Source organism: Nocardia sp. NPDC004860, assembly GCF_040609015.1.
Lineage (GTDB): Bacteria > Actinomycetota > Actinomycetes > Mycobacteriales > Mycobacteriaceae > Nocardia.
The window spans coordinates 46,376-70,744 of the sequence record NZ_JBEXJI010000012.1; the positions used below are offsets into that span (position 1 = coordinate 46,376).

General features: G+C 68.7%; 20 protein-coding genes and 1 pseudogene. 16 read left to right on the plus strand and 5 right to left on the minus strand.

Annotated features, from left to right (window positions below; all coding sequences use genetic code 11):
- Positions 1-39 precede the first annotated feature (39 nt).
- A complete protein-coding gene (locus ABZV44_RS22200) occupies positions 40-1,587 on the minus strand; it encodes an HD domain-containing phosphohydrolase (protein ID WP_354839716.1) in 1,548 nt (515 codons plus the stop codon).
- 207 nt (positions 1,588-1,794) lie between these two features.
- Between ABZV44_RS22200 and ABZV44_RS22205 the strand changes: the two genes are divergently transcribed.
- From ABZV44_RS22205 to ABZV44_RS22235, 7 genes are all read left to right on the plus strand, one after another.
- A complete protein-coding gene (locus tag ABZV44_RS22205; RefSeq protein ID WP_354839247.1) occupies positions 1,795-2,388 on the plus strand; it encodes a cysteine dioxygenase family protein in 594 nt (197 codons plus the stop codon).
- An 84-nt stretch (positions 2,389-2,472) separates the two neighbouring features.
- Positions 2,473-3,432, plus strand: a complete 960-nt coding sequence (locus ABZV44_RS22210) for a bifunctional riboflavin kinase/FAD synthetase (RefSeq protein WP_354839250.1) — start codon at positions 2,473-2,475, stop codon at positions 3,430-3,432.
- Between the two features lie 134 nt (positions 3,433-3,566).
- Positions 3,567-3,836, plus strand: a complete 270-nt coding sequence (gene rpsO, locus ABZV44_RS22215) for a 30S ribosomal protein S15 (RefSeq protein WP_040859570.1) — start codon at positions 3,567-3,569, stop codon at positions 3,834-3,836.
- A gap of 419 nt (positions 3,837-4,255) precedes the next feature.
- Positions 4,256-6,517, plus strand: a complete 2,262-nt coding sequence (locus ABZV44_RS22220; protein ID WP_354839254.1) for a polyribonucleotide nucleotidyltransferase — start codon at positions 4,256-4,258, stop codon at positions 6,515-6,517.
- Positions 6,518-6,623: 106 nt separating this feature from the next.
- Complete coding sequence (locus ABZV44_RS22225) at positions 6,624-7,943, plus strand: pitrilysin family protein (RefSeq protein ID WP_354839719.1); 1,320 nt, start codon at positions 6,624-6,626, stop codon at positions 7,941-7,943.
- 84 nt (positions 7,944-8,027) lie between these two features.
- Complete coding sequence (locus tag ABZV44_RS22230; RefSeq protein ID WP_354839257.1) at positions 8,028-9,776, plus strand: serine/threonine-protein kinase; 1,749 nt, start codon at positions 8,028-8,030, stop codon at positions 9,774-9,776.
- A gap of 89 nt (positions 9,777-9,865) precedes the next feature.
- Positions 9,866-10,663 carry a pyridoxamine 5'-phosphate oxidase family protein gene (locus ABZV44_RS22235; RefSeq protein WP_354839260.1) on the plus strand — a complete coding sequence of 266 codons (798 nt, stop codon included), beginning with the start codon at positions 9,866-9,868 and terminating at the stop codon, positions 10,661-10,663.
- Between the two features lie 23 nt (positions 10,664-10,686).
- On the opposite strand, the gene ABZV44_RS22240 is transcribed toward ABZV44_RS22235, so the two are convergent.
- A complete protein-coding gene (locus ABZV44_RS22240) occupies positions 10,687-11,049 on the minus strand; it encodes an ArsR family transcriptional regulator (RefSeq protein ID WP_354839263.1) in 363 nt (120 codons plus the stop codon).
- A 93-nt stretch (positions 11,050-11,142) separates the two neighbouring features.
- Between ABZV44_RS22240 and ABZV44_RS22245 the strand changes: the two genes are divergently transcribed.
- The 3 genes from ABZV44_RS22245 to ABZV44_RS22255 all read left to right on the plus strand — a co-directional run bounded on the left by ABZV44_RS22245 (position 11,143) and on the right by ABZV44_RS22255 (position 14,919).
- Positions 11,143-12,387 carry an MFS transporter gene (locus ABZV44_RS22245; protein WP_354839265.1) on the plus strand — a complete coding sequence of 415 codons (1,245 nt, stop codon included), beginning with the start codon at positions 11,143-11,145 and terminating at the stop codon, positions 12,385-12,387.
- Positions 12,388-12,644: 257 nt separating this feature from the next.
- Positions 12,645-14,081 carry a pentapeptide repeat-containing protein gene (locus tag ABZV44_RS22250; protein WP_354839267.1) on the plus strand — a complete coding sequence of 479 codons (1,437 nt, stop codon included), beginning with the start codon at positions 12,645-12,647 and terminating at the stop codon, positions 14,079-14,081.
- 88 nt (positions 14,082-14,169) lie between these two features.
- Positions 14,170-14,919, plus strand: a complete 750-nt coding sequence (locus ABZV44_RS22255) for a hypothetical protein (RefSeq protein ID WP_354839269.1) — start codon at positions 14,170-14,172, stop codon at positions 14,917-14,919.
- Positions 14,920-14,925: 6 nt separating this feature from the next.
- Here ABZV44_RS22255 and ABZV44_RS22260 read toward each other — a convergent pair whose 3' ends face one another.
- On the minus strand, positions 14,926-15,582 hold the full coding sequence (locus ABZV44_RS22260) for a methyltransferase domain-containing protein (RefSeq protein WP_354839272.1): 657 nt from the start codon (positions 15,580-15,582) through the stop codon (positions 14,926-14,928).
- Positions 15,583-15,657: 75 nt separating this feature from the next.
- On the opposite strand from ABZV44_RS22260, the gene ABZV44_RS22265 reads away from it, so the two are divergent.
- On the plus strand, positions 15,658-16,773 hold the full coding sequence (locus tag ABZV44_RS22265; protein WP_354839275.1) for an alcohol dehydrogenase catalytic domain-containing protein: 1,116 nt from the start codon (positions 15,658-15,660) through the stop codon (positions 16,771-16,773).
- Between the two features lie 23 nt (positions 16,774-16,796).
- Here ABZV44_RS22265 and ABZV44_RS22270 read toward each other — a convergent pair whose 3' ends face one another.
- Positions 16,797-20,036 carry a protein kinase gene (locus tag ABZV44_RS22270; protein WP_354839278.1) on the minus strand — a complete coding sequence of 1,080 codons (3,240 nt, stop codon included), beginning with the start codon at positions 20,034-20,036 and terminating at the stop codon, positions 16,797-16,799.
- A 145-nt stretch (positions 20,037-20,181) separates the two neighbouring features.
- Between ABZV44_RS22270 and ABZV44_RS22275 the strand changes: the two are divergent.
- From ABZV44_RS22275 to ABZV44_RS22295, 5 genes and pseudogenes are all read left to right on the plus strand, one after another.
- Positions 20,182-20,784, plus strand: a pseudogene (locus tag ABZV44_RS22275) (glycosyltransferase family 39 protein); the annotation flags it as partial.
- Positions 20,785-20,792: 8 nt separating this feature from the next.
- A complete protein-coding gene (locus ABZV44_RS22280; protein ID WP_354839280.1) occupies positions 20,793-20,918 on the plus strand; it encodes a hypothetical protein in 126 nt (41 codons plus the stop codon).
- Positions 20,919-21,242: 324 nt separating this feature from the next.
- Positions 21,243-21,983, plus strand: coding sequence for a 4-hydroxy-tetrahydrodipicolinate reductase (gene dapB / locus ABZV44_RS22285; RefSeq protein ID WP_354839722.1), 741 nt, complete (start codon positions 21,243-21,245; stop codon positions 21,981-21,983).
- Positions 21,984-22,045: 62 nt separating this feature from the next.
- A complete protein-coding gene (locus ABZV44_RS22290; RefSeq protein ID WP_354839725.1) occupies positions 22,046-22,486 on the plus strand; it encodes a hypothetical protein in 441 nt (146 codons plus the stop codon).
- 55 nt (positions 22,487-22,541) lie between these two features.
- Positions 22,542-23,189, plus strand: a complete 648-nt coding sequence (locus ABZV44_RS22295) for a hypothetical protein (RefSeq protein WP_354839283.1) — start codon at positions 22,542-22,544, stop codon at positions 23,187-23,189.
- Between the two features lie 260 nt (positions 23,190-23,449).
- On the opposite strand, the gene puuE is transcribed toward ABZV44_RS22295, so the two are convergent.
- Positions 23,450-24,367: an allantoinase PuuE gene (gene puuE / locus ABZV44_RS22300; protein ID WP_354839286.1), complete on the minus strand. Its 918-nt coding sequence runs from the start codon at positions 24,365-24,367 to the stop codon at positions 23,450-23,452.
- Between the last annotated feature and the right edge of the window lie 2 nt (positions 24,368-24,369).

The window sequence follows — 24,369 nt, forward strand, 5'->3', positions numbered from 1 at the left end:
GACCCGGGTGGTCATGAGGCATTCGCCCCCTTTTCCGGTTCACGGGGACACCGGGCTGACCATGCCGTGCTGTGTCGCGAACAGGCTCGCCCCGACCCGGTTCGTGACCCCGATCTTGCTGTAGATGTGTTCGACGTGATTGCGGACCGTCTTCTCCGAAACGCCGAGGGCATTCGCGATCTCCCGATTCGATCGACCCCAGGCCACGTTGATCAGTACCTCGGTCTCCCTGGGGGTCAGACCCGACGGGCGTGCGGGTCGCCGGGACCGCCGGTGTCCCGCGGCTTCCAGCACCGTCTCGACCGCGGTCGGCTCGAGTCGCCCGGCCGCTGCGTCGCGGCGCAGCCGGCGAGCAGCCTGGTCGGGGTCGAGGGCCACCCGATACGGTCGCGGTTCCCGCGAGCTGTGGTACTTCACCGCGGCTGCGAGCAGCCGGTCGTTCACGGAGAGAGCGCCGCCGGTGAGACCGTTCGGGTACCCCGAGCCGTCCAGGTGTTCATGATGCCGTTCCGCGACGGCTCGGACCGCCTCGAGACCGCCCACGCGGCTGAGGATCCGGCCGGTCAGGTAGGGGTGCATCTGCGCGCGTTCCCATTCGGAGGCGGTCAGCGGTCCCGGTTTCTCCCAGATGTGGTTGGACACGCCGATGCGGCCGAGGTCGTGGACATACCCTGCCCGGCGCATCAGGTCCGCGTCCGCCGGGCCCAGTCCGGCGCAGCTCGCCGCGGCATGCGCCAGCTCTGCCACCCCACGCGAATGACCAAGGGTGAAAGGACATTTCAGGTCGACGAAGTCGCCGAGCGCCAGCAGCAGCGTATCGAGTTCGGCGCCGGTGACGATCCGATCCGGATCGGGCAGTGCCGCCGCGGCCGCCGACCACGCGTCGTCCGGCAGGCCGAGCAGGTCCCGTGCCGAGCCGGCGAGGACGGACACCAGTTGCGGGTCGAGCTGTCCACCGCTTCGGCCGCGGGCCACCGTGATCGCCGCTTCGACGCCGTCGGCGCGATGGGGCACCTCGACGACATCGGCGAGCTGGACGACCCGCATCACGATCGGGATGCCGGTGCCGGCGACTCCGTTCGGCAGTCCACGCCCGTCCCACCGTTCGAAGGCGAAACGCAGCGCGGAGGCGACCTCTTCGCCCAGGCCGAACTGCTCGGCCAGCAGCGATGCGGAAGCGCAGTGCGAGCGCACCAGTTTGCCGAGGTTGCCCCTGGCGTCCTTGATCAACGTCGCGCCGATCTGCGCCCGCTTGCCCACCGGCAACCCGCGTCCGACGTTGCGGAGCAAGAAGCGGAGATACGGCAACCCCGACCAGTCCACCGCGAAGCTGTCGTGGCGAACGGTGATGTCGTCGCCGAACCAGTGCGCGTACTCGTGCGAATCGGCATGGCATCCGATCCACATCAGCAGCGACGTATGGAAGACGGCCGACCGCTCCTCCTCGGTCAGGCGCAGCAGATCGGCAAGCCGGGTCCCGATGACCGCGGACCGCAGCATGTGCTCCATCGGCTGGCCCAAGCCCAGATCGATCGCAATCGAAAGTGCCGCCAGGACCTCTCGTCGGGAAACAAACGGCGCCACGATCGTCTCCTGTCGTCGCGCTTACTCACGCTACGCCGACGCTGTTTCGGACACGACGCTCCGCCCCCGCCGGTACCACTCCCGAAAATGGGACAAATTCCTCATGTTCGACCGTTGCGGCGCGACTCTACTTGGTGCTGAAGGGCTTATCACGTGGTACTGAAGGGCTTATCGGAGCGGCCTCCACCGAGGAGACGGAGAGGAGTCTCGATGACCTGCATCCATACCGGCCGCGGTGCCGCCGACCTGACCCGGTTCGCCGGGGACGTGGACGCCCTGGTCCACGACAGCAGCGGCGAACACCGGCTCACGGTTCTGGTAGCCGACCGGCTCCGGGCGCTGCTGGCTTCGGATGTCACTCTTCCGCCCGAATTTACGCAGCCGCATGCGGACCACTACGTGGTGTACCCGCTCCATATCGCGACCGATGGATCGTTCAGCATCGTGTCGGCGGTGTGGGATGTCGGTCAGACCACGCCTGTCCACGGACACGAGACCTGGGGAGTGGTCGGGATCTACTCCGGTGTCGAACACGAGACCCGCTACGTCAAACCCGCGGCCCCGGACATCCCGCTCGTGGCGACCGTGGAACACGACTGGCATCGCGGTCAGGTGACGATCTGCTGCACCACCGACGACGACGTCCATAGGGTCAACTGCGGGAGCGAGACCCCTTGCGTCGGTATCCATGTCTATGGAGCTGACGTCGGGAGACTTCCACGCCGATGGTACGAACCCGATACCGGCCGCCAGCACTGGTTCATCTCCGGGTGGGCCACGCCGGCGGGTGGGCCGGAGTGGTGAACGCAGGGTGACGGACATGCTTCCGGCCGTGAAGATCCGCACCGCCGAATATTGTCTGTGACGCGCTTTGCGTAGGCTTCCCGTGTGCAGAGATGGCGAAGTCTCGAGGAGATGCCCGCGGACTGGGGCCGGTGTGTCCTCACCATCGGGGTGTTCGACGGCGTGCATCGCGGTCACGCCCAGCTCATCAGCCGTGCGGTGAAATCCGCTGCGGTGCGGGGCGTTCCGTCGGTGCTCATGACGTTCGACCCGCACCCCGTCGACGTGGTGCGGCCCGGTGCGCATCCGGCGCAGCTGTCCACCCTGGACCGGCGCGCGGAACTGGTCGAGGAACTCGGCATCGACGTGTTCGTGGTGATGCCCTTCACCCGTGACTTCATGAAGCTCACCCCCGAGGAGTACGTCGAGGAGCTGCTCGTCGACCGGCTGCACGTGGCCGAGGTCGTGGTGGGCGACAACTTCACCTTCGGCAAGCAGGCCGCCGGCACCGTCGACACCATGCGCGAGCTCGGCAGCCGCTACGGCTTCGACGTCGACGGCGTGCAGCTGCTCGGTGAGCACGCCGTCACCTTCTCCTCCACCTACATTCGCGGCTGCCTGGCCGAGGGCAATGTGGGCGCGGCCGCCGAGGCGCTGGGCCGCCCGCATCGCGTCGAGGGCGTGGTCGTGCACGGCGACGGCCGCGGCAAGGGCCTGGGTTTCCCGACCGCCAATGTGGCCCCGACCATGCACGCCGCCATCCCCGCCGACGGGGTGTACGCGGGCTGGTTCACCGTCCTCGAACCCGGCGACCCGCTGGCCGGCGAGCGCCACATGGCCGCCATCTCGGTCGGCACCAATCCGACCTTCGACGGCCGCAACCGCACCGTCGAGCCCCATGTCCTCGACTTCGACGCCGACCTCTACGGCAAGCACGTGGCCGTGGACTTCGTCGAGCAGCTGCGCGGCATGCGGAAGTTCGGGTCCATCGAGGAGCTGGTCGAGGCCATCGGCAAGGACGTCGACCAGGCCCGCAAGGTGCTCGACGACGAGACCGGCGAATAGGGCTCCCCGGGGCCGATTTCCGCTACCACGAGCGCTCCGGTAAGCTGTCCCGTCGGGTTTGCTGCGGTCCGCGGCGGCGCCCAGCCGGATTCGTCCGGTCCCTCGAGCGCGGACTGAAACAAGGAGGAGTATCTGTGGCTCTCACCACTGAGCAGAAGTCGGCGATCCTCGCCGAGTACGGCGTGCACGAGAAGGACACCGGTTCCCCGGAGGCGCAGATCGCGCTGCTGTCCAAGCGGATCGCCGACATCACCGAGCACCTCAAGAAGCACAAGCACGACCACCACACCCGCCACGGCCTGATGGCGCTGATCGGTCGTCGCAAGCGGCTCTCGAAGTACCTGCAGGACAAGGACATCGAGCGTTACCGTTCGCTGATCGAGCGTCTCGGCCTGCGTCGCTGACCCAAGCCGCGGACCCTCGGCGCGGCGAGGTGACACACCTCGCCGGCAGAGGTAGTTGACGAACCGGCCAACGAGGAGGCATAGAATCTCCTCGTTGGCTTTTCGTATATGTGGCCGTGTATCCCCACGAGGGGGAGGATCGGCCGGGTATACGCCAACACGAGCCGTATGCACCCGTCGCGTGGCGTCGGTCTTCGGTAGTGGCTTTTCGGGGCGCGAAGTGAGATGAACCATGCGCGCCCGGAGGGCTTCGATCGATGACCGCCTCCGCGTCGCCGTATCCAAGGGGATAGGGCCGGGTGTGCGCGCTGTGGCCAGGAGGGCTGCCGCGCGCCCATGCCGGGTACGGCTCATGAGCCGGGTCGCACGTGATCGATGCGTGCTGGACCCGGCGAAGACGAGAGGTTGAGATAACAAAGATGTCCGACACCCAGACCAGTTCCGCCGCCGAGGTCGAGCCCGGCGTTTTCGAGTCCGTCGCCCTGATCGACAACGGCAGCTACGGCACTCGCACCATTCGTTTCGAGACCGGCCGCCTGGCCAAGCAGGCCGCCGGTTCCGTCGTCGCCTACCTCGACGACGAGACCATGCTGCTGTCGGCCACCACGGCCTCCAAGCAGCCCAAGGATCAGTTCGACTTCTTCCCGCTGACGGTGGACGTCGAGGAGCGCATGTACGCCGCGGGCCGTATCCCCGGCTCGTTCTTCCGTCGTGAGGGACGCCCCTCGACCGACGCCATCCTGACCTGCCGCCTGATCGACCGGCCGCTGCGTCCGTCCTTCGTCGACGGCCTGCGCAACGAGATCCAGGTCGTCGTCACCGTCATGTCGCTGGATCCGAAGGATCTGTACGACGTGGTCGCGATCAACGCCGCCTCGGCGTCCACCCAGATCGCGGGCCTGCCGTTCTCCGGCCCGGTCGGCGGCGTGCGCGTCGCGCTGATCGAGGGCCAGTGGGTCGCCTTCCCGACCGTGGAGCAGCTCGAGGGCGCCGTGTTCGACATGGTCGTCGCGGGCCGCGTGGTCGACGGTGACGTCGCCATCATGATGGTCGAGGCCGAGGCCACCGACAATGTGCTCGCCCTGATCGCCGACGGCGCTTCCGCGCCGACGGAAACCGTTGTGGCCGAGGGCCTCGAGGCCGCGAAGCCGTTCATCGCCCGCCTGTGCAAGGCGCAGTCGGACCTGGCCGCCCTGGCGGCCAAGCCGACCGAAGAGTTCCCGATCTTCCTGCCGTACCAGCCCGACGCCTACGAGGCCGTCGAGGGCACCGCCAAGCGCGAACTGAACGAGGCGCTGTCCATCGCGGGCAAGCAGGAGCGCGAGGAGAAGATCGACGAGATCAAGCTCTCCGTGCTCTCCGAGCTGGCCGAGTCCTTCGAGGGCCGTGAGAAGGAACTGGGCGCCGCTTTCCGCTCGGTCACCAAGAAGCTTGTGCGCCAGCGCATCCTGACCGACAGCTTCCGCATCGACGGCCGCGGCCTGGCCGACATCCGCGCGCTGTCCGCCGAGGTCGCCGTGGTGCCGCGCGCCCACGGTTCGGCGCTGTTCGAGCGTGGCGAGACCCAGATCCTGGGTGTCACCACCCTGGACATGGTGAAGATGGCGCAGCAGGTCGACTCGCTCGGCCCGGAGACCTCCAAGCGCTACATGCACCACTACAACTTCCCGCCGTTCTCCACCGGTGAGACCGGTCGCGTGGGCTCGCCCAAGCGCCGCGAGATCGGCCACGGCGCGCTCGCCGAGCGCGCGCTGGTGCCGGTGCTGCCGTCGCAGGAGGAGTTCCCCTACGCCATCCGTCAGGTGTCGGAGGCGCTGGGCTCCAACGGTTCCACCTCGATGGGTTCGGTCTGCGCCTCGACCCTGTCGCTGCTGAACGCCGGTGTGCCGCTGAAGGCCCCGGTCGCCGGCATCGCCATGGGCCTGGTGTCGGACACCGTGAAGAACGACAAGGGTGAGGACGAGGTCCGCTACGTGGCCCTCACCGACATCCTGGGCGCCGAGGATGCCTTCGGCGACATGGACTTCAAGGTGGCCGGTACCCGCGAGTTCGTCACCGCCCTGCAGCTGGACACCAAGCTCGACGGCATCCCGTCGAAGGTGCTGGCCGGTGCGCTGAACCAGGCCAAGGACGCGCGCCACACCATCCTGGACGTGATGGCCGAGGCCATCGCCACCCCGGACGAGATGAGCCCCTACGCTCCGCGCGTCACCGCCATCAAGATCCCGGTGGACAAGATCGGCGAGGTGATCGGACCCAAGGGCAAGGTCATCAACCAGATCACCGAGGACACCGGCGCCAACATCTCCATCGAGGACGACGGCACCGTGTTCGTCGGCGCGACCGACGGCCCGTCGGCGCAGGCCGCGATCGACGCGATCAACGCCATCGCCAACCCGCAGCTGCCGAAGGTCGGCGAGCGCTTCCTGGGCACGGTCGTCAAGACCACTGCCTTCGGCGCGTTCGTCTCGCTGCTGCCGGGCCGCGACGGTCTGGTCCACATCTCGAAGCTGGGCAACGGCAAGCGCGTCGCCAAGGTCGAGGACGTGGTCAATGTGGGCGACAAGATCCGCGTGGAGATCGCCGACATCGACAACCGCGGCAAGATCTCGCTGGTGCCGATCGACGAGGATTCGGACAACTCCGAAGCCTCTGCTGCGGCCGACGCGAACGCAGAGTAATTATTTCTCTGTGACGAAGAAGCAGTCCGCGGTGCGCGCGGGTTCCGCGCGCGCCGCGACAGACACGGCCCCCTTGCTCCGGAATCTGGAGCAGGGGGGCTCTTCACTGGTGGTTGCCCAGAATCAAGCGCCCGCAACGGATGTCGGCGTGCGCCGCACCGTGCTGCCCGGCGGTCTACGGGTGGTCACCGAGCATGTGCCCGGCGTGCGCTCGGCCTCGATCGGCGTGTGGGTCGGGGTCGGCTCGCGCGACGAGGGCCCGACCGTGGCCGGTGCCGCGCACTTCCTTGAGCATCTGCTGTTCAAGGCCACACCCTCGCGCTCGGCGCTGGATATCGCGCAGGCCATGGACGCGGTCGGCGGTGAGCTGAACGCCTTCACCGCCAAGGAGCAGACCTGCTACTACGCGCACGTGCTGGACGAGGATCTGCCGCTGGCGGTGGACCTGGTCACCGACGTGGTGATGAACGGGCTGTGCCGCGCCGAGGACGTATCGGTGGAACGACAGGTCGTGCTGGAGGAGATCTCCATGCGCGACGACGATCCCGAGGACATCGTCGGCGACACCTTCCTCAGCGCGCTGTTCGGTGATCATCCGATCGGCCGCCCGGTGATCGGCAGTGTCGAGACCATCGAGGCCATGCAGGCCCAGCAGTTGCGCTCGTTCCACCAGCGCCGCTACCGGCCCGACCGCATGGTGGTGGCGGTGGCCGGCAATATCGAGCACGAGCACACCGTCGAACTGGTGTACCGCGCCTTCGGGAATCGGCTCGAATCCGGGCTGGAACCGGCTCCACGGCGCGAGGGCCGGTTCCGGCCGCGCGGCAATCCGGAGCTGCTGCGCGTCCAGCGCGACAGCGAGCAGGCGCATCTGGTGTTCGGCACCCGCGCTTTCGGCCGGCACGAGGGCGAGAAGCGCTGGCCGCTGTCGGTGCTCAACACGGTGCTGGGCGGCGGGCTGAGTTCCCGTCTGTTCCAGCGCATTCGGGAGGAGCGCGGCCTGGCGTACTCGGTGTACTCCAGTGTCGACACCTTCGCCGACACCGGCGCGTTCTCGGTCTACCTCGGCTGCCAGCCCGAAAACCTGGGCCGCGTAGCGAGTTTGGCGCGCGGGGTGCTCGAGGAGGTGGCCGCCGACGGCATCACCGACGCCGAATGCGCCCGCGCCAAGGGTTCGCTGCGGGGCGGTCTGGTGCTGGGGCTGGAGGATTCCGGTTCGCGCATGAACCGGATCGGCCGCTCGGAACTCAGCTACGGCAACCACCGCAGCGTGTCCGAAACCCTCGCTCGCATAGACGAAGTCACCACCGACGAGGTCTCCCGGATCGCGGCCGCCCTGCTCGCCCGCCCCTTCGGCGTCGCGGTGGCCGGACCCTACCGCCGCACCCGCGACCTGCCCGCCGCCGTACGTCATCTTGTGGACTGAGATCGCTACTCGGCAGTAGTCCCGCCTGGCCGGTGAGGTATGTCCGTTTGTGGCTATGATCACCTCGCCGGAATGGGAGGGGTTGTGCTTTCTCCAGGTGAGAACTTCGCCGGGTACGTGATCGAGCGAGAGCTGGGGCGCGGCGGCATGGGGGCCGTGTACCTGGCCCGGCATCCGCGGCTGCCCCGGTGGATCGCGCTGAAGGTACTGAACTCGGAGTACCACGGCGACACCGCGACTCACACCCGCTTCGAACGCGAGGCCGACCTCGCCGCGCGGCTCAATCACCCCGGCGTGGTCACGGTGTACGACCGGGGTGTGGAGCACGGGCGGCTGTGGATCGCCATGCAGTACGTCGACGGCACCGAGGCCGAGGCGGTGACCGATATGTCGCCCGAGCGGGCGGTGGAGATCGTCACCGCCACCGCCGACGCCCTCGACTACGCGCACCGGGTGGGCGTGCTGCACCGAGATGTGAAGCCCGCCAATATCCTGCTGGCCCGTGAGACCCGGGAACAGCAGGCGGGGGTGCTGCTCACCGACTTCGGGATCGCGCGGCTGCAGGAGGACACCGGGCGTCTCACCGGTTCCGGCTCGGTGATGGCGACGCTGGCCTACGCCGCACCGGAACAGCTGCAGAATCACCCGGTCGACCACCGGTCGGACCAATACTCGTTGGCCTGCACGCTGTTTCGGCTGCTGACCGGGGTGCCGTTGTTCCCGGCCGCCGATCTCGGGGCCATCGTCAAATCGCACCTGTACGACAGGCCGCCGTCGGCCGCGAGCCTGCGGCCGGGGCTGCCCGCGACACTGGATCCGGTGCTGGCCCGGGCGCTGGCGAAGAATCCGGAAGAGCGATACCCGTCGTGCTCGGAGTTCGCGGCGGCGGCGCAGCGGGCACTGGCTGCCGGGGCCGCGTCGGGCGCGCGGCCGGAACACGCCCCGGCAACGCCTGTACGGCCGGCGAATTCACCTGCCGCCCGCCGGGGCACCAGAGGCACGGGTCCGCGCTCGGCGCCGGTGGCCACGTCGGCCCAGCGACGTCTGGCGCAGTCGGATACCGGAGCGCGGCGGGTGCCGCAGTCGGATACCGGGGCACAGCGGCGGGCGTCACAGACCCCGGTGGCCCTGCGCTCTGGACGGCTGACCGATATCCCGGATCTGTTCGAGCCGCCCACCGGCCGGCATCTGAAAGCGCCACCGGCGGAGGCGACTTCGCGGCGGTCGGTGCGCCGCTGGCCGGTCGGGGTGCGGACGGTGGTGCTGCTCGGCACCTGCCTGACGGCCGCGCTGGGACTGGCGGTCTTCCTGTTCACACCGTTGGGCAAGTCGGAGAAGCCGAAGGAGCCCGTCGCCGAGATCGGCGAGATCAGTGCGCAATTCCCGGGACTGGTTCCCCGGACGCCCGAGCTCGGCGCGGGTTATCGCGCCGCGAGTTGCCGGGTGGTGGATCACGACACCAAGGATTTCCTGCCGCCGTGGGCCTTCGAAGGGTGGTCGGCGGCCTGGGACTGCCAGTATTCGGCCGACCACGATGTCCGTGAGTACGTCCTGTTCGCCTACGGTTCGGGCGCGGCGGCCCGCGCGGTGGCGAATCGAATCCGCCCGGCGGGCAGTACTTTCGAGAACCTCTCCTTCAAGGAGTACTGCGGCGCAAAGCAATACACCAATCTGCGCTTCGATTCCGTTCCGGACGTGCCCTCCACCGCCTTCGCCACCACCTTCTTCGACGATCCCGCGCGGGAGAAGTTCCTGCTGTACACCCGGGGCAATCCGGCCACGCCGAGTGGTGTGGTCGACTGGTGGAAGTCCCTGCCGCTCACTCGATCCTGATCGATGGCGACGAGCGCCACACCGCGCGAGCCTCGGACCAGCTGGAACGTACTGATAGGTTCGATAACGGGACAGCGGAAGGACGCGTCATGTCGAATCGGTACGCGCGGATCGCCTTCTCGGCAGCGGCGCGGGAACGTCAGAAGATCGCGGGGAGCTACCGGGACTACGGCGCCCAGCTCGAGAGCGGGCGCGACGAGCCGCAACCGCTCGAACTGCGTGAGATGGGATTCATCCGCGCGGCCGACTCCTTCTTCCTCGGCACCGCCACCCCGGACGGCTGGCCGTACATCCAGCATCGCGGCGGCCCCAAGGGTTTCGTCCAGGTCCTCGACGAGCGCACCCTCGCCTTCGCCGACCTGTCGGGCAACCGCCAGTACGTCACCGTGGGCAACCTCACCGAGAACGACCGCGTCGCCCTGTTCTTCATCGACTACCCGGTGCGCGAGCGGCTGAAGGTCTACGGTCGCGCTCGCATGGTCGAGCGCACCGAGGATCCCGAGCTGGTCGACCGGGTGTCGGGGGCATACACCGGCGCGATCCAGAAGATCGCCGAGCGGGCGATCGTCATCACCGTCGAGGCCTGCAACTGGAACTGCGTCAAATACATCCGCCCCCGCTTCACCAAGGAACGCCTCGACGAGGCCATCGCCCTGGAACGCCGCTACGCGGCCGCCGAGCAACAGCGGCTGACCACGGAGCTCGAGGACCTGCGCCGCGAAAACGAGTCGCTGCGAGCCAATTGGCCGCCGCCCGGGTCACCGCGGGATGATGGGGCGCGGGCGAGATCGTTGTGCCGGTCAGCGGTGACCCGGCCCGGCGTGGTCCGAGGCGGCGTGCTGATCGGCCCGGAAGGTCGCGAGATCAACTGTCGGCGCGTCGCCTGACGCGGCGACGGACTGTTCTCGGGTCACGAATCGCTCTCCCGCGCGGCCGGGGTGCCCGCGTCGGCCGGAGTGTCATCGCGTTCACGATTCACGGCCGCCAGTACCGCGGCGAGCAGGCCGGGGAGGGCGGTGTCCAGGTCGGCGGAGCGCAGGCGCAGGTGGGTGTTGCCGTCGATGGTGACGCGGGCGGTGACGCCGGCCTCGCGCAGGATCTTGAAGTGGTGGGCGGCCGTCGATTTGCTGATGCCGTCGTAGGTCAGGCTGCAGCGCAGCGGGGTGCCGGCATTGGCCAGGCGCCGGACGATCTCCAGGCGGATCGGGTCCTGTAGTGCGCCGAGCACCGCGGGCAGCGGGGCCACCGCGGGCAGCGCTTCGGTGTCGGGCATGAGCTACCTCACTCGGATATCTAGTTTGATAATCGTCGAACCCCGCGTAGGGTTTGGTTCGATCACAATCAAACTTACCTGATGGAGGGTTCGATGGCATCGGCAACGGTGGTTGCGACTCGAGCCGAACAGGGCAGCCAGACCTGGGCCTACGCGTTGGTCCTCGCGGCCAGCGGTGTGGCGCTGGGCGTCTCGGGCGCACCGGCCCCGCTGTACGGGATCTATCAGCAGAGCTGGCATTTCTCCCCGCTCACCACGACCTTCGTCTTCGCCGCCTACGCGGTGGCGGCGCTGGGCGCGGTGCTGGTGTCAGGGCGGATCTCGGACGTGGTGGGCCGCAAGCCGGTCCTGCTGGGTGCGTTCGCGCTCATGATCGTGGGTCTGGTCGTGTTCCTGCTCGCCGACAATGTGGCCATGCTGCTGCTGGCCCGGGCGGTGCACGGGGCCGCGGTCGGCGCGACCGTGGTGGCGGGCGCGGCGGCGCTGCTGGATCTGCGGCCGCAGCAGGGCGCGCGGTCCGGGCAGCTGTCCGGGGTGGCCTTCAATGTCGGTATGGCCGTGGCGATTCTGGGTTCGGCGGTGCTGGCCCAGTACGCGCCGCATCCGCTGCGCACGCCGTATGTGGTGATCACGCTGGTGTGCGTGCTCATCGCGGCGGGTGTGCTGGCGCTGCGGGAGCCGCACGGGGCGCGGCAGAAGCAGCGCATCACCATTGCCAAACCGGCTGTGCCGCAGGAGATCCGCGGTGATTTCTGGTTCTCGGCGCTGGGCGTGATGGCGGCCTGGTCGGTGCTGGGCGTGCTGCTGTCGCTGTATCCGTCACTGGCGTCGGCCAAGACGGGCATCCACAATCTGGTCTTCGGCGGCGCGGTGGTGGCTTCGACGGCGACCGCGGGTGCGATCGCGCAGGCCATCGCGGGCGGGATTCCGGCCCGGCGCGCGGCCATCGCCGGCGATATCGGCATGGCGATCGCGCTGGTGATCACGATTCCGGCGCTGAACACCCACAACTGGGTGTTGGTGCTGCTGGCCGGGTTCGCCCTCGGCGGCACGTTCGGGCTCGGCTTCGGCGGATCGCTGCGGCACCTGTCCAACGTTGTCCCGCAGCACAAGCGGGGCGAGACCATGTCCGCCTACTACCTGCTGGCCTACTCGGCCATGGCGGTGCCGACCGTGGTGGCGGGCTGGGCGGCCACCACCTGGGGGCTGAGCACGGTGTTCCCGTGGTTCGTGGTCGTGGTGGCGCTGGCGTGCCTGGGTGCCGCCGGTATCGGGCTGCGCCGCAATGCGGAGGCCGCGGAGGTGGAGGAGCCCGTGGAGGCAGCGACAGCCGCCTGATTGCCCGAATGGCCTTGTCTGCGTCCGCCCGGTGACCCTGTATCGCCGGGCGGACGCCGTATTCGGCGCCAGGCGGATACGGCGCTGCTGCCGGTCGGAGGCGGTGCCGCAGCCGCGTCGACTCGGTGCCGCTGCCGCGCAGGCACACCGCATTCTCGGTGAAACGGTTTGGCGCGTCGCGATTTTCGGGTGCGCGAAGTCGCGGTGGAATTGTCGCATCCGATGCGTGACCGGCCCGGGGTCGCTATTCTTCGGCTATGCGGCGGTGGAGGTTCGGTGGGGTGGTGAGCCGGACGGTACACCGGTCGGGTCTGATGGTGTCGGCGGTGGTGGCCGTGCTCGGCGGGCTCGCCGTCGCGGGCGTCACCTGGTGGGTGCTGTGGCACTTCCTGGGCGCGCGGGCCGAGACGCCGAATCAGCTGGATCTGAGCAAGATTTCGCTCGCCGTGACGGCGGGTGTCTTCGGAGCGGTCGCCCTGGTGGTCGCCTACCGGCGGCAGCGTGATGCCGAGCGCGGGCGCTTCGCCGAAGTCTTCGGCGTCGCGGCCCGCCAGCTCGGGGATCCCGATGTGGCGGTGCGCATCGCCGGGGTCTACGCCATGGCCGGGGTGGCCGACGAATTCTCCGCCCGCTGGCGGCGGCAGCAGTGCGTGGATGTGCTGTGCGGGTACCTGCGGCTGCCGTATCAACCGGAGGAGGGGGCCAGCCACCTGGTCTCCAAGTCGCAGCGCATCGAGGATCACGGCACGGCCGTGGAACGCGTGTACACCTATCGCCAGAACGATCGGCAGGTCCGCGACACCATCGTGCGGGTGATCGCCGAGCATCTGCGGCCCGCTGCCGAAACACCATGGTGTGGCTGTGATTTCGACTTCTCCGACGCCGTGTTCGAGGACGCCGACTTCCGGCACGCCGTCTTCGCGGGCCGCAACACCCGCTTCACCAACGCCATGTTCCTCAGCGGCCGCACCGTGTCCTTCGAACAGACGCGGTTCCTGGGAGAGCGGGTCACCTTCCGCGGGGCCGTCTTCCGCAGCATGGCCGTCTTCGACCGGGCGGTCTTCGCGCCCACCGAGGTCGACCGGACCGACCGCGAGAATGCCGGAGCCACCTTCACCGAGGCCACTTTCGGTGGTGGCGTGAGTTTCGTGGGCGCGCAATTCCGCGGCGCGCGAACGGCATTCGACCGAGTCACCTTCGCCGGTGAGCCCGCCGTCTTCGCCGAGGCCGGCTTCGGCGCGGCCCTGACCACCTTCGAACGCGCCGTGTTCGACGGCGACCGGGTCAGCTTCACCGGTGCCGAATTCACCGGCGCGCGGGTTACTTTCGCCGGTTCCCGCTTCTGCTCCGAGTCCTGTTCCTTCGACGGCACGCGGCTGGGCGCGCAGGTGCGGTGGCGCACCGGCCGCACCCAGGAGGTGTCCTTCGCCCGGGCCGAGTACCACGGGAAGGTCTCCTTCACCGACGCCGTGTTCGCGGGGCGGTCGGTGGTCTTCGCGGGTGGCGACTTCTTCGGCGACATCTCCTTCCGCCGCGTCTCCTTCGACGCCCGCGCCATCACCTTCGAACAGCCCCGGGCGTGGGTCGGCGTCCACTTCGACTGGGACGCCAGCCCTGCCACCAAACCGGCCAATATCACCCCGACGCCCTGGCCGCCCGCGCTCGCCGAGTCCACCCCCGAACTCGCCTCCTGAGCCCGTCGCGGGCTGTTCGCCGGTTTTGCCCGAAGCTCACCGGTGGGATAGCTTGCAGACGAGTTGAGTTGAGACAGGGGATTGTGTGGTGGGGAGCCACGGCGTCGGTTGGGTTGCCGGTGTGGCGGTGCTGCTGCTCTGCCTCGCGGCGATGGTCGCGAGCCGGGCGCGGCGGACACCGCATCGGGCGAGCCGCGGGACGCGAGCGGTGGCGGCGGGCTCGGCCCTGGCCGGCTGGGTGCTGGTGTTCGGCGCGATGACCGCCATGATCTCACCGCTGCCCCGGGACACCGTCGCGGGCAGGGCGATTGCCGCGCCACCGGAGCTCGTGCAGGCCGGGCTGCCGACCACCTCCGCCAAACCCGACGCCCCCGATCCGATGGCCGCGCTGAAGGCGGGGGACTGCGTCGAGGTGCCCATCCAGCAGGCCAAGGACGCCACCGGCGCACCGAGTTGGAAGGCCGGCTCACCGGAGCCGTCGGACTGCAATTCGGTGGACGCGAACTACCGGGTGTTGCAGAACGGACCGGACCCCTGCTCGGGCCCGCTGTACACGCTGGAATCCGCACCCAAGGACAAGACCGGCAAGGCCCGCTACCACCTGTGCCTGACCTTCGACTGGCGGACCGGAGTCTGCTACGACACCGCCGATATGGATGTCCCGTCCAAGGTCGTCTGCGGGACTCCGGGTGACCACATCGTCCAGGCGACCGCGGTGCTCGAGGGCACCACCTCGGGTGCGGGCTGTCCGCGCGACGGCCGTGGCGCGGTCTGGGTGGTCTGGAACAAACTCGAGCTCACCGTGTGCTTCCGCGGCGGCGACGACCCGGGCAAGTGACCGCGACTACCGCCCGCGCCGTCCGACGGTGATGAGGTCGGGGATCAGCCACGACGGCAGCGGCCGGGCGATCTTGCGCTGACCGACGACCTCGAATCCGGCGTCCTGCAGCAGTTTCCGGGTTTCGCGCGGTGAGGGCGCGTGGGCCGGGAAGCGTGGGCTGCGGGTGAGCCGCTGAATGGGCCGGGAGGTCGGGCCGGAGGGATGCATGGTCGCGATGGCGACGAGCCCGCCGGGGGCCAGCACCCGATGGAATTCGCGCAGCGCGACCGGGTGATCGAAGAAGTGGAAGGCGCTGGTGCTCACGACCGCGTCCAGTTCGCCCGCGGCGAAGGGCAGATGTTCGGCGGCGGCTTGCCGCCACTGCACGGCGGTGGAGCGGGCGCGGGCCTGGGCCAGCATGCCCGGCGAGGCATCCACGCCGTGGACGGCCTCTGGGCGCAGTTCGCGCTGGATGCGGGCGGTGAGAATGCCGGTGCCGCAGCCGATGTCGGCGATGCGGCGCGATCCGGCGGTGCGGAGTTCGGCGAGGACCTGATTCTGCGGCGGGCGGTAGACGACCTGCTGCAGGGCGGCGGTGTCGTAGGCGCGGGCGACGTTGCCGAAGAACTGCGTCACCACATGATTGCAGGCTCGATTGCCGGTGGTCAGCGATGTGCTCATGGATGCTCCTGTCCGGCCTCCATGGAAGCAGATTTCGCACTGTCTGGGAAGGTGCGATGGAGTAGCGTCGGGCGCATGAGGATTCGTGGTGCCGTCCTGGAACGCATCGGGGCCCAGACGCCCTTCGCCGACTCGAAGCCGATCACCATCAGCGAGCTGGAACTGGGCGAACCCGGACCCGGCGAACTGCTCGTCAAGATCGAGGCGGCAGGGCTGTGCCACTCGGATCTGTCCGTGGTCGACGGCAACCGGGTGCGGCCGGTGCCGATGCTGCTGGGCCACGAGGCATCCGGCCGCATCGAGGCGGTCGGACCCGGCGAGAGCGACCTGCGCGTCGGCCAGCGGGTCGTCATGACCTTCCTGCCCCGCTGCGGCGAGTGCGCCGGCTGCGCCACCGACGGCCGCACCCCCTGCGAACCCGGCAGCCTCGCCAACAACGCGGGCGAATTGCTCTCCGGCGGAAGGCGATTGCTGCGTGACGGCGCGGAAGTCCATCACCACCTGGGTGTTTCGGCCTTCGCCACGCATGCCGTCGTGGACCGCCGCTCGGTGGTCCCGGTCGACGACGATGTCCCACCCGAGGTGGCCGCCGTCCTCGGCTGCGCCGTCCTCACCGGCGGTGGCGCCCTGCTGAATTCGGCCAAACCCGGTCCCACGGACCGCATCATGGTCGTCGGCCTCGGCGGCGTCGGCATGGCCGCGGTGCTCGTGGCCGCGGCGCTACGGGCCGGTGCCGACCGCGAGGTCATCGCCGTCGACACCGTCCCCGACAAACTGAAGATCGCCCTGGAACTCGGCGCCACCGCCGCCTACACCCCCCAGGAAATCGCCGCCGACAACATCCAGGCCGAGGCGGTCATCGAAGCCGCGGGCAATATCCGAGCCTTCGAAACCGCCGTAGCCGCAACAGCTCCCGGCGGCGTCACCGTCACCGTGGGCCTCCCCGCCCCCGACGCCCGCGCCTCCATCTCCCCCCTCGCCCTGGTAGCCCAGGGCCGCGCCATCATCGGCAGCTACCTCGGCTCCGCCGTCCCCGCCCGCGACATCCCCGAATTCGTCCGCATGTGGCGCGCGGGCAACCTCCCCGTAGAACGCCTCGTCTCCTCCCACATCCGCCTCGAAGAAATCAACCAAGCCATGGACGAACTGGCCGCCGGCCACGCCCTCCGCCAGGTGATCCTCTTCGACTGACCCGCCCGATCCCGCGGCGCAGTTCAGAGTTCGGCCTGTTCGGCGGCCCATGCCGCAATCTGTGCGCGCGAGGTGAACCCCAGTTTGGTCAGGATATGTTCCACGTGTGCGTTGGCGGTGCGTGGTGAAATCACCAGCCGGGCCGCGATCGCCCGGTTGGTCAGCCCTTCCGCAACGAGATCGGCGACCTGGCGCTCACGCTTGGTCAGCGTTCCTCCGGAACGGAGGGGCGGTGCGGCCGCTTCGGCTTGCTCGCCGAGCGCGAAACCCGCTGCGGCGTCGAAACCCATCGCGGCGCCTTCCTGATGGGCCGCCTCGAAGGCGCGCGCGCCGAGCATCTCGCGACTGCGGCTGGCGAATTCCTCGTGGTAGACGAGCATATTGGGCAACATCGAGATGGAGCTGCCACCGATGCGGCTCAGCGTATCGGCGGCGCCCAGCAGGGTAGCGGCGCGGCGGGCATCGCGCTGCTCGGTCGCGATCCAAGCCAGCGCCTCGAGACAGATGGTGGCGACGACCGGATCGGACACCAGCCGGGCCGCTCGAATTCCCTCCTGCAACAGCGAGGTGGCGCGATCGGGCTCACCCGTTCGCCACACGGCGAATCCCATTGCCCACAGCACCCACGACCGATACACCGTCTCACCGGCGGATTCGGTGATCGCGAGCGCCTTCTCGAGGCCCGCGAGAGCCCGCGGGATGTCGCCCTGTTGCGCGTAAACCCAGCCGAGCGAAATCTGGGCGTCCAGCTGCGATTTGAGGTCACCGGATGCCTCGTAGATGTCGATGGCATCGGCCAGCAGGGCGGTACCCGCATCAGCCGGATTGTCAGCTCCGCCCGTGAGGAAATAGTTTCCCTTGGCGTGGGCGAGCAGGGCCGCGACCAGTGGGTCCGCCGTCTGCTCGGCCAGGGCCTCGAGCCGCGCCACGTGCTCGGCGGCGGCCGGTAGGTCACCCTGCAGGACGGCCATCGTGGCGGCACCGCAGCGCGCCTTGGCCCGACCCAGCGGCTGTGCATCGGTCGATTGGGCCAGCGCGCGCTCGTACCAGCGACGTCCCTCGCCGAGCCGCCCACGCAAGGTCCAGAACGTGTACAGGGCGGTGACGATCCGCAACGCGGTGTCGCCCGGCTCGGACAGGCTGAATTCCAGTGCTTTCCGCAGATTCGGCAGCTCCCGCTCCAACCGGGCAATCCACTGCAGCTGGTGCGGACCGATCCATTCCGCTTCCACCTGGAGTGCCAATCGTTCGCACCAATCCCGATGCCGCCGAACGTATTCCGGGTACTTCCCGCTGTCCTCGGCCTGGTCCCGGCCGTATTCCTGAACGGTCTCGAGCATCCGGAAGCGGACCGTGCCCTCGGTTTCCTCGCGGATCAGGATCGACTTGTCCACCAGCGCGGACAAGGTGTCGAGCAACTGTGTCTCGGTCAGGTCGGCGCCGCACACCTGCTCGACCGCATCGAGCTCGAAAGTGCCTGCGAACACCGACAGCTGGTCCCACAACCGCTGCTCGGCCGGAGTGCACAGGTCATAGCTCCAGCCGATGCACCACCGCAGGGTCTGCTGCCGCATCGGGGCACCACGACTCCCGCGAGTCAACAGCGCATAGCGATCGTCGAGCCGGGACAGGATCTGCTCGGGCGACATCGTGCGCAGCCGGGCCGCGGCCAGCTCGATCGCCAGCGGCAGCCCGTCCAGTCGAGTGCAGATCCCGGCCACGCTGAGCACGGAGTCATCGGTGACCTCGAAGCCCGGCACGGCCGCGGCGGCCCGCTCGGCGAACAATGTCACCGCGTCGTGGCGGGTCACCGTGCGCAGCCCGGGTTTGCTCGCAACATCGGGAATCCCCAAGGGCGGCACCACGAACACCGATTCCCCGCCGACGCCGAGTGCCTCGCGGCTGGTCGCCAGAACCCGCACGTCCGGGCAGCTCCGGAGCAGCGACTCGGTCAGCGCCGCGGCCGCTTCGATCACGTGCTCGCAGTTGTCCAGTACCAGCAGCAGATTGTGCTCGGACAAGAACTCCAGAAGCACCTCGAGCGTCGGCCGGGCACTCTGGTTCCGCAGACCGAGGGCGGTGGCCACGACATCGACCAACAGTGTTTCATCGTGCAGATCACCCAACTCGACCAATTGCGCACCGGCGGTGAAATTTCGCTGCACCTTGTCGGCGACGTGCAGCGCGAGCCGTGACTTGCCGACCCCGCCCATACCGGTCAGCGTCACCAGACGTGACCCCGCCAGCAGGTTCTTGATTTCGGTCAGCTGGATCCGCCGGTCGACAAAGCTGCTGAGCTCGATCGGCAGATTCCCGGTACGACTCCCCGCCGCGGGCACCGACGTGACAACCGAGGCGGGCTCGGCTGCTGGTTCGGGCGGCAGCGTCATCGCATCGACCCGGAAACCGTGATCGCGTTCCACCTGGCGCAGTTGCTCGCCCAACTCCGCGGCGGTGGGGCGGCCGCGTGGTTCGCGGGACATGGCCGCCGCGATCACCGCGGAGACGTCGTCGGGAATTCCCTGCTCACGCAGATCCGGTACCGGCTGCTGGGTGATCCGCAGAAACTGCGCCACGACCTCCTCGCCGCTGCGGCGTTCGAAGGCCGCATGCCCGGTCAGCGCACAGAACAGCGTGGCGCCCAGCCCGTACACATCCGAGGCCCGGCTCGGGGCGTCACCACCGAGGACCTCCGGCGCGGTGAACGCCGGCGAACCGGTGATCGTGCCGGTCGCGGTCTCGAATCCACCGGCGATGTGGGCGATCCCGAAATCGGTCAACGCGGGCTCACCGTAGTCGGTGAGCAGGATGTTTCCCGGCTTGATATCGCGGTGCAACACCCCGGCCCGATGCGCGGTTTCCAGCGCCCCGGCGAGCTTCACCCCCAGGTGCAGCACCTGCTCCAGCGACAACGGACCATCGCGGCGCAGGCGCGCATCCAGCGACCCGCGAGCGTGATAGGGCATGACCAGGTACGGATGACCACCGGCGGTCTCCCCGACCTCGAGCATGTCGACGATATTCGGGTGCCCGGTCAGCCGTCCCATCGCGCGTTGCTCGCGAAAGAAACGCTCCCGATTCTCCTCCAGCTCCCCGGTCAGCACCTTCACCGCCACCGTGCGACCCGCAGCCGGCTGGCTACAGCGGAACACCTCCCCGAAACCGCCCCGCCCGATCTCCTCGGCCTGCTCGAAACCCGCAGCACCCAACTCCGTGACGACATCGACATCACGCTGCGTCATGAACAGATCTCTCTCGACCATCGGCCACTCGTGATCTCCCCACCGGGCACCAGCCACAATATCCCGACTGGTCCGTTCGCCGCACGCCGTTCGCGCTGGTCTGCGGCCGATGCTCACCGGAAGCTCCCGGCGGGCTCACAGGGTTCGTTGGAGTCCGGGGCGCTGAATGGTCAGCGTGACCACATCACTCCAGGACAACCCGCCAGTGGTTCCGCCGCCGCCCGCGGCGGCTGCACAGGAGGCCGGACGGTTCCGCGGCAAGACCGCCGAACGTGCCGGTCTGGCCGCGCTCCTCGTCGCGACGGCGGTGATGTATCTGTGGAACATCACCGTCAATGGGATGGGCAATCAGTTCTACGCCGGGGCCGCGTGGGCCGGGTCGAAGAACTGGGAAGCGCTCCTGTTCGGTTCACTGGATCCCGCGAACTTCATCACCGTCGACAAGCCGCCGGTGTCGCAGTGGGTGATGGGGCTGTCGGGGCAGATCTTCGGATTCTCCAGTGCCGGCATGCTGATTCCGCAAGCCCTGATGGCGGTGGCCGCGGTGGGGCTGCTGCACGGCGCGGTGCGGCGGCTGACGGGTAGCCATTACACCGGCCTGCTCGCCGGTGCCGCGCTGGCGTTGACGCCGGTCGCGGCGTTGATGTTCCGGTTCAACAACCCGGACGCGGTCATGGTGCTGCTCATGATGGCCGGCGCGTACGCCACGGTTCGCGCTCTCGAACGCGCCTCGACCAAGTGGATTCTGCTGGCCGGCGTGGCGCTGGGGTAACGACCGTGGCGGCAACGGAAACGGCAACGGCGACAACGGGAACGGCAACCGTGAGCCCGGCGTCCGCGACCTTCACGCCCCAGCAGATCGGCAACACCACGATCTACAAGCTGACCGGCTACACCGGCTAGTCCACCGACCCGAAAGGCCGGTGCGCAATGGAATCCATTGCGCACCCGGTCTTTCCAGTGAATCTGGCACCGCTCGCCGTCGGCCCGCGCCGGTCACTGAACTTGCCCGAGCACGGTCTCGATGAAGTTCCTGGTCACTCATGAGTCACGCCGTCGCCGACCGTCCCGCGGCCACCGCCTTGCTCGCCCTGCGCGCCGGAGCCTGTCGCGCTCCGGCCGACTCGTGACGACCGCCGGCCCTGCGTTCCGGCGTGTCGCCGACCCGATAGGCTCGACCCGTTGCTGATTGGGCGGAGTGAAGGAGACCAGGTGACCACGAACCGGATCCGGGTGGGTGTGCTCGGGGCGCGCGGCAAGGTCGGGCAGGCCATCTGTGCCGGGGTCGAGGCGGCCGCGGATCTGGAGCTGGTGGCGCAGGTCGACAAGGGCGACTCGCTGGCGGCGTTCACGGCCGCCGGAACCGAGGTCGTGGTCGACTTCACGCACCCGGATGTGGTGATGCCCAATCTGAAGTGGCTGGTGGAGAACGGGATTCACGCCGTGGTCGGCACCACCGGCTTCGATGCCGAGCGGCTGGAGCAGGTGAAGGGCTGGCTGGCGGCCAAGCCGGAGGTCGGGGTGCTGATCGCGCCGAACTTCGCCATCGGCGCCGTGCTGAGCATGCGGTTCGCCGAGCAGGCCGCGCGCTTCTTCGACTCGGTCGAGGTCATCGAGCTGCACCACCCGAACAAGGCGGACGCGCCGTCGGGCACCGCCTTCCGGACCGCCGCGCTCATCGCCGCGGCCCGGGAGGAGGCGGGTGTGGGCCGCAGCCCCGATGCCACCAGTCAGGAGCTGGAGGGTGCGCGCGGCGCAGATGTGGACGGCGTGCGGGTGCACTCGGTGCGGCTGGCCGGACTGGTCGCGCACCAGGAGGTGCTGTTCGGCACGCAGGGGGAGACGCTGACCATCCGCCACGACTCGCTCGACCGCACCTCCTTCGTGCCCGGTGTGTTGCTGGGCGTGCGCAAGACGCCGCTGCGCCCCGGTCTCACCGTGGGCATCGACCCGCTGCTCGACCTGTGAGCACGCCCGCCGCGAGTCCCGCCGACGGCAACGGCCGCGAAGTCTTCAAGCGGGTCGGTTTCATCGCGGCGCTGGTGGTGGTGCTCGGGTTCTACTTCGTGCTGCTGGGCCGGATCGGGATCGACCTGATCGCCACCGGTAAGCCGGCCGCGGTGGGCCTGGGCATCGGCGTGTTCATCCTGCCGGTGCTGGGCGTGTGGATCGTGGCGACCAGTGTCCGCGCCGCCTTCGCCCACCAGCGCCTGGCCCGCCGCATGCACGAGGAGGGCGGCGAGCTGGATGTCTCCGATCTGCCGCGCCGCCCGTCCGGGCGCATCGAGAAGGCTGCTGCCGACGCGCTTTTCGAGCAGGTGAAGCAGGAATTCGAGGCGGACCCGCAGAATTGGCGCACCAACTACCGCGCCGCCCGCGCCTACGACTATGCCGGCGACCGCACCCGCGCACGCGAAATGATGAAGCGCGCAGTGGAATTGGAGCGCGGGGACCGGCCCGGGGCACGGTAGCCGCGATTTCGCAGGAAACCTGCCGGTAGGTTGCGACCGGGGTAAAGTCCGCCCGGTGAGGTTCAAGGTGGGTTATGCGCTGGCGATAGCCTGCGCGACGATGGGGTCGCCTGCGGTGGGGTCGGCGATGGCACGCGCGGACGACGCGGCGTCCTGCATCGAGTCGGAGAACGACTACAAACTGGAATGGCAGGTCAGCTGGTCGATCTACGAGGCCGAGCAGCAGAATCCGGCCGACAGCCGATCGGTGACCGAGGTGGATCTGCCGGTCACCATCGCCGCGCCGCTGGACAAGGTGTGGGACGTGTACACCGATGTTCGCAACGGAATCGGCCGCCACTCGTTCCTCAAGGACATCATCGTCCACCGCACCTGCGATGACGGTGACACGCAGATCGCGGATTTCACCGCGCTCGAGGACATTCCGATGGGCCCGGTCACCTTCCCCGGGCACACGCAGGCCGAGCAGCGCCTGCACCCGGACGAGCACTACTACACCGCCGACAGCTGGGACGTCCCGAACGTGACCACCCACCAGCTGATCACCTTCACCGACAACGGCGACGGCACGACCACCGTCAACGAGCATCTGACCTTCGTCGCGGATGCGGCCCTGATCGACTTCACGGCCGGCAACGGGGTGGCCGCGCACCAGGCGACGCAGGAGGGCATCAAGCGCGATATCGAAAGCGGTGCGCTCTGAGGCGGTTTCGCCCGACAGCAGCGAACGGTGATATCACCCCGGCCCGCGAATACGGCCCGGAACCTGTTGGTTCCGGGCCGTATTCGCGGTGCCGCCGATGCGTCCGGCGGTGCCCCACACCGAAGGGAGATCCGGGCACCCGTGACGGGCAGGTTCCCGGTGGAGAGTCGGTGTGCGGCTCCGGCCGCACCGGCGTTCCCGGTACCGGGGTGATCGCGCAATCACCCCGGGCCACAGTGGTTTCCGGGTTCTCCCGGGCGTCAGGACGCGGGATGCACCGTGCGCCAGTGCTCGGCGATGTCGATGCGCCGTGCCAGCCACACCTTCTCGTGTGACTGCACGTAATCCAGGAATCGTTCCAGCGCCTTGGCCCGCGCCGGCTTGCCGATGATGCGGCAGTGCAGGCCGACCGACAGCATCTTCGGCGCACCCGCCGCGCCCTCGGCGTAGAGCACGTCGAAGGCGTCCTTCAGATAGGTGAAGAACTCTTCGCCGTTGGCGAATCCGGCGGGGGAGGAGAAGCGCATGTCATTGGATTCGAGCGTGTACGGCAGCACGAGGTGATCCTGGCCGGAGACCTTCACCCAGTAGGGGAGATCGTCGGCGTAGGAATCGGAGTCGTAGACGAAGCCGCCGTGCTCCACCACCAGCTCGCGGGTCTGCGGCGAATCGCGGCCGGTGTACCAGCCCTTGGGCGCCTCACCGAAGAGCTTGGTGATGATGCGCACCGCCTCTTCCATGTGCGCGCGCTCGGTCTCGGCATCCACCAGCTGGTAGGAGATCCAGCGCAGCCCGTGCGAGCAGATGTCGTAGCCATTGCGCTTGAACGCCGCGACGGCCTCCGGATTGCGTTCCAGCGCCCGCGCCACCCCGAAGATGGTCAGCGGAATATCGCGGGATTCGAACAGCCGCAGCACCCGCCAGAGTCCGGCGCGGGAGCCGTACTCGTAGATGGTCTCCATCGACATGTGCCGGTTCGGGAACGCCGCTGCCGGAACGATATCCGATAGGAACGTCTCCGAGGCCGCGTCGCCGTCGAGGACATTGTTCTCGCCGCCCTCCTCGTAGTTGAGGACGAAGTTGACCGCGACGTTCGCCTCCCCCGGCCACTGCGGGTGCGGCGGATTGGGGCCGTAGCCCACCATGTCCCGCGGGTAGTTCAGATCGAAATCGCTCATGG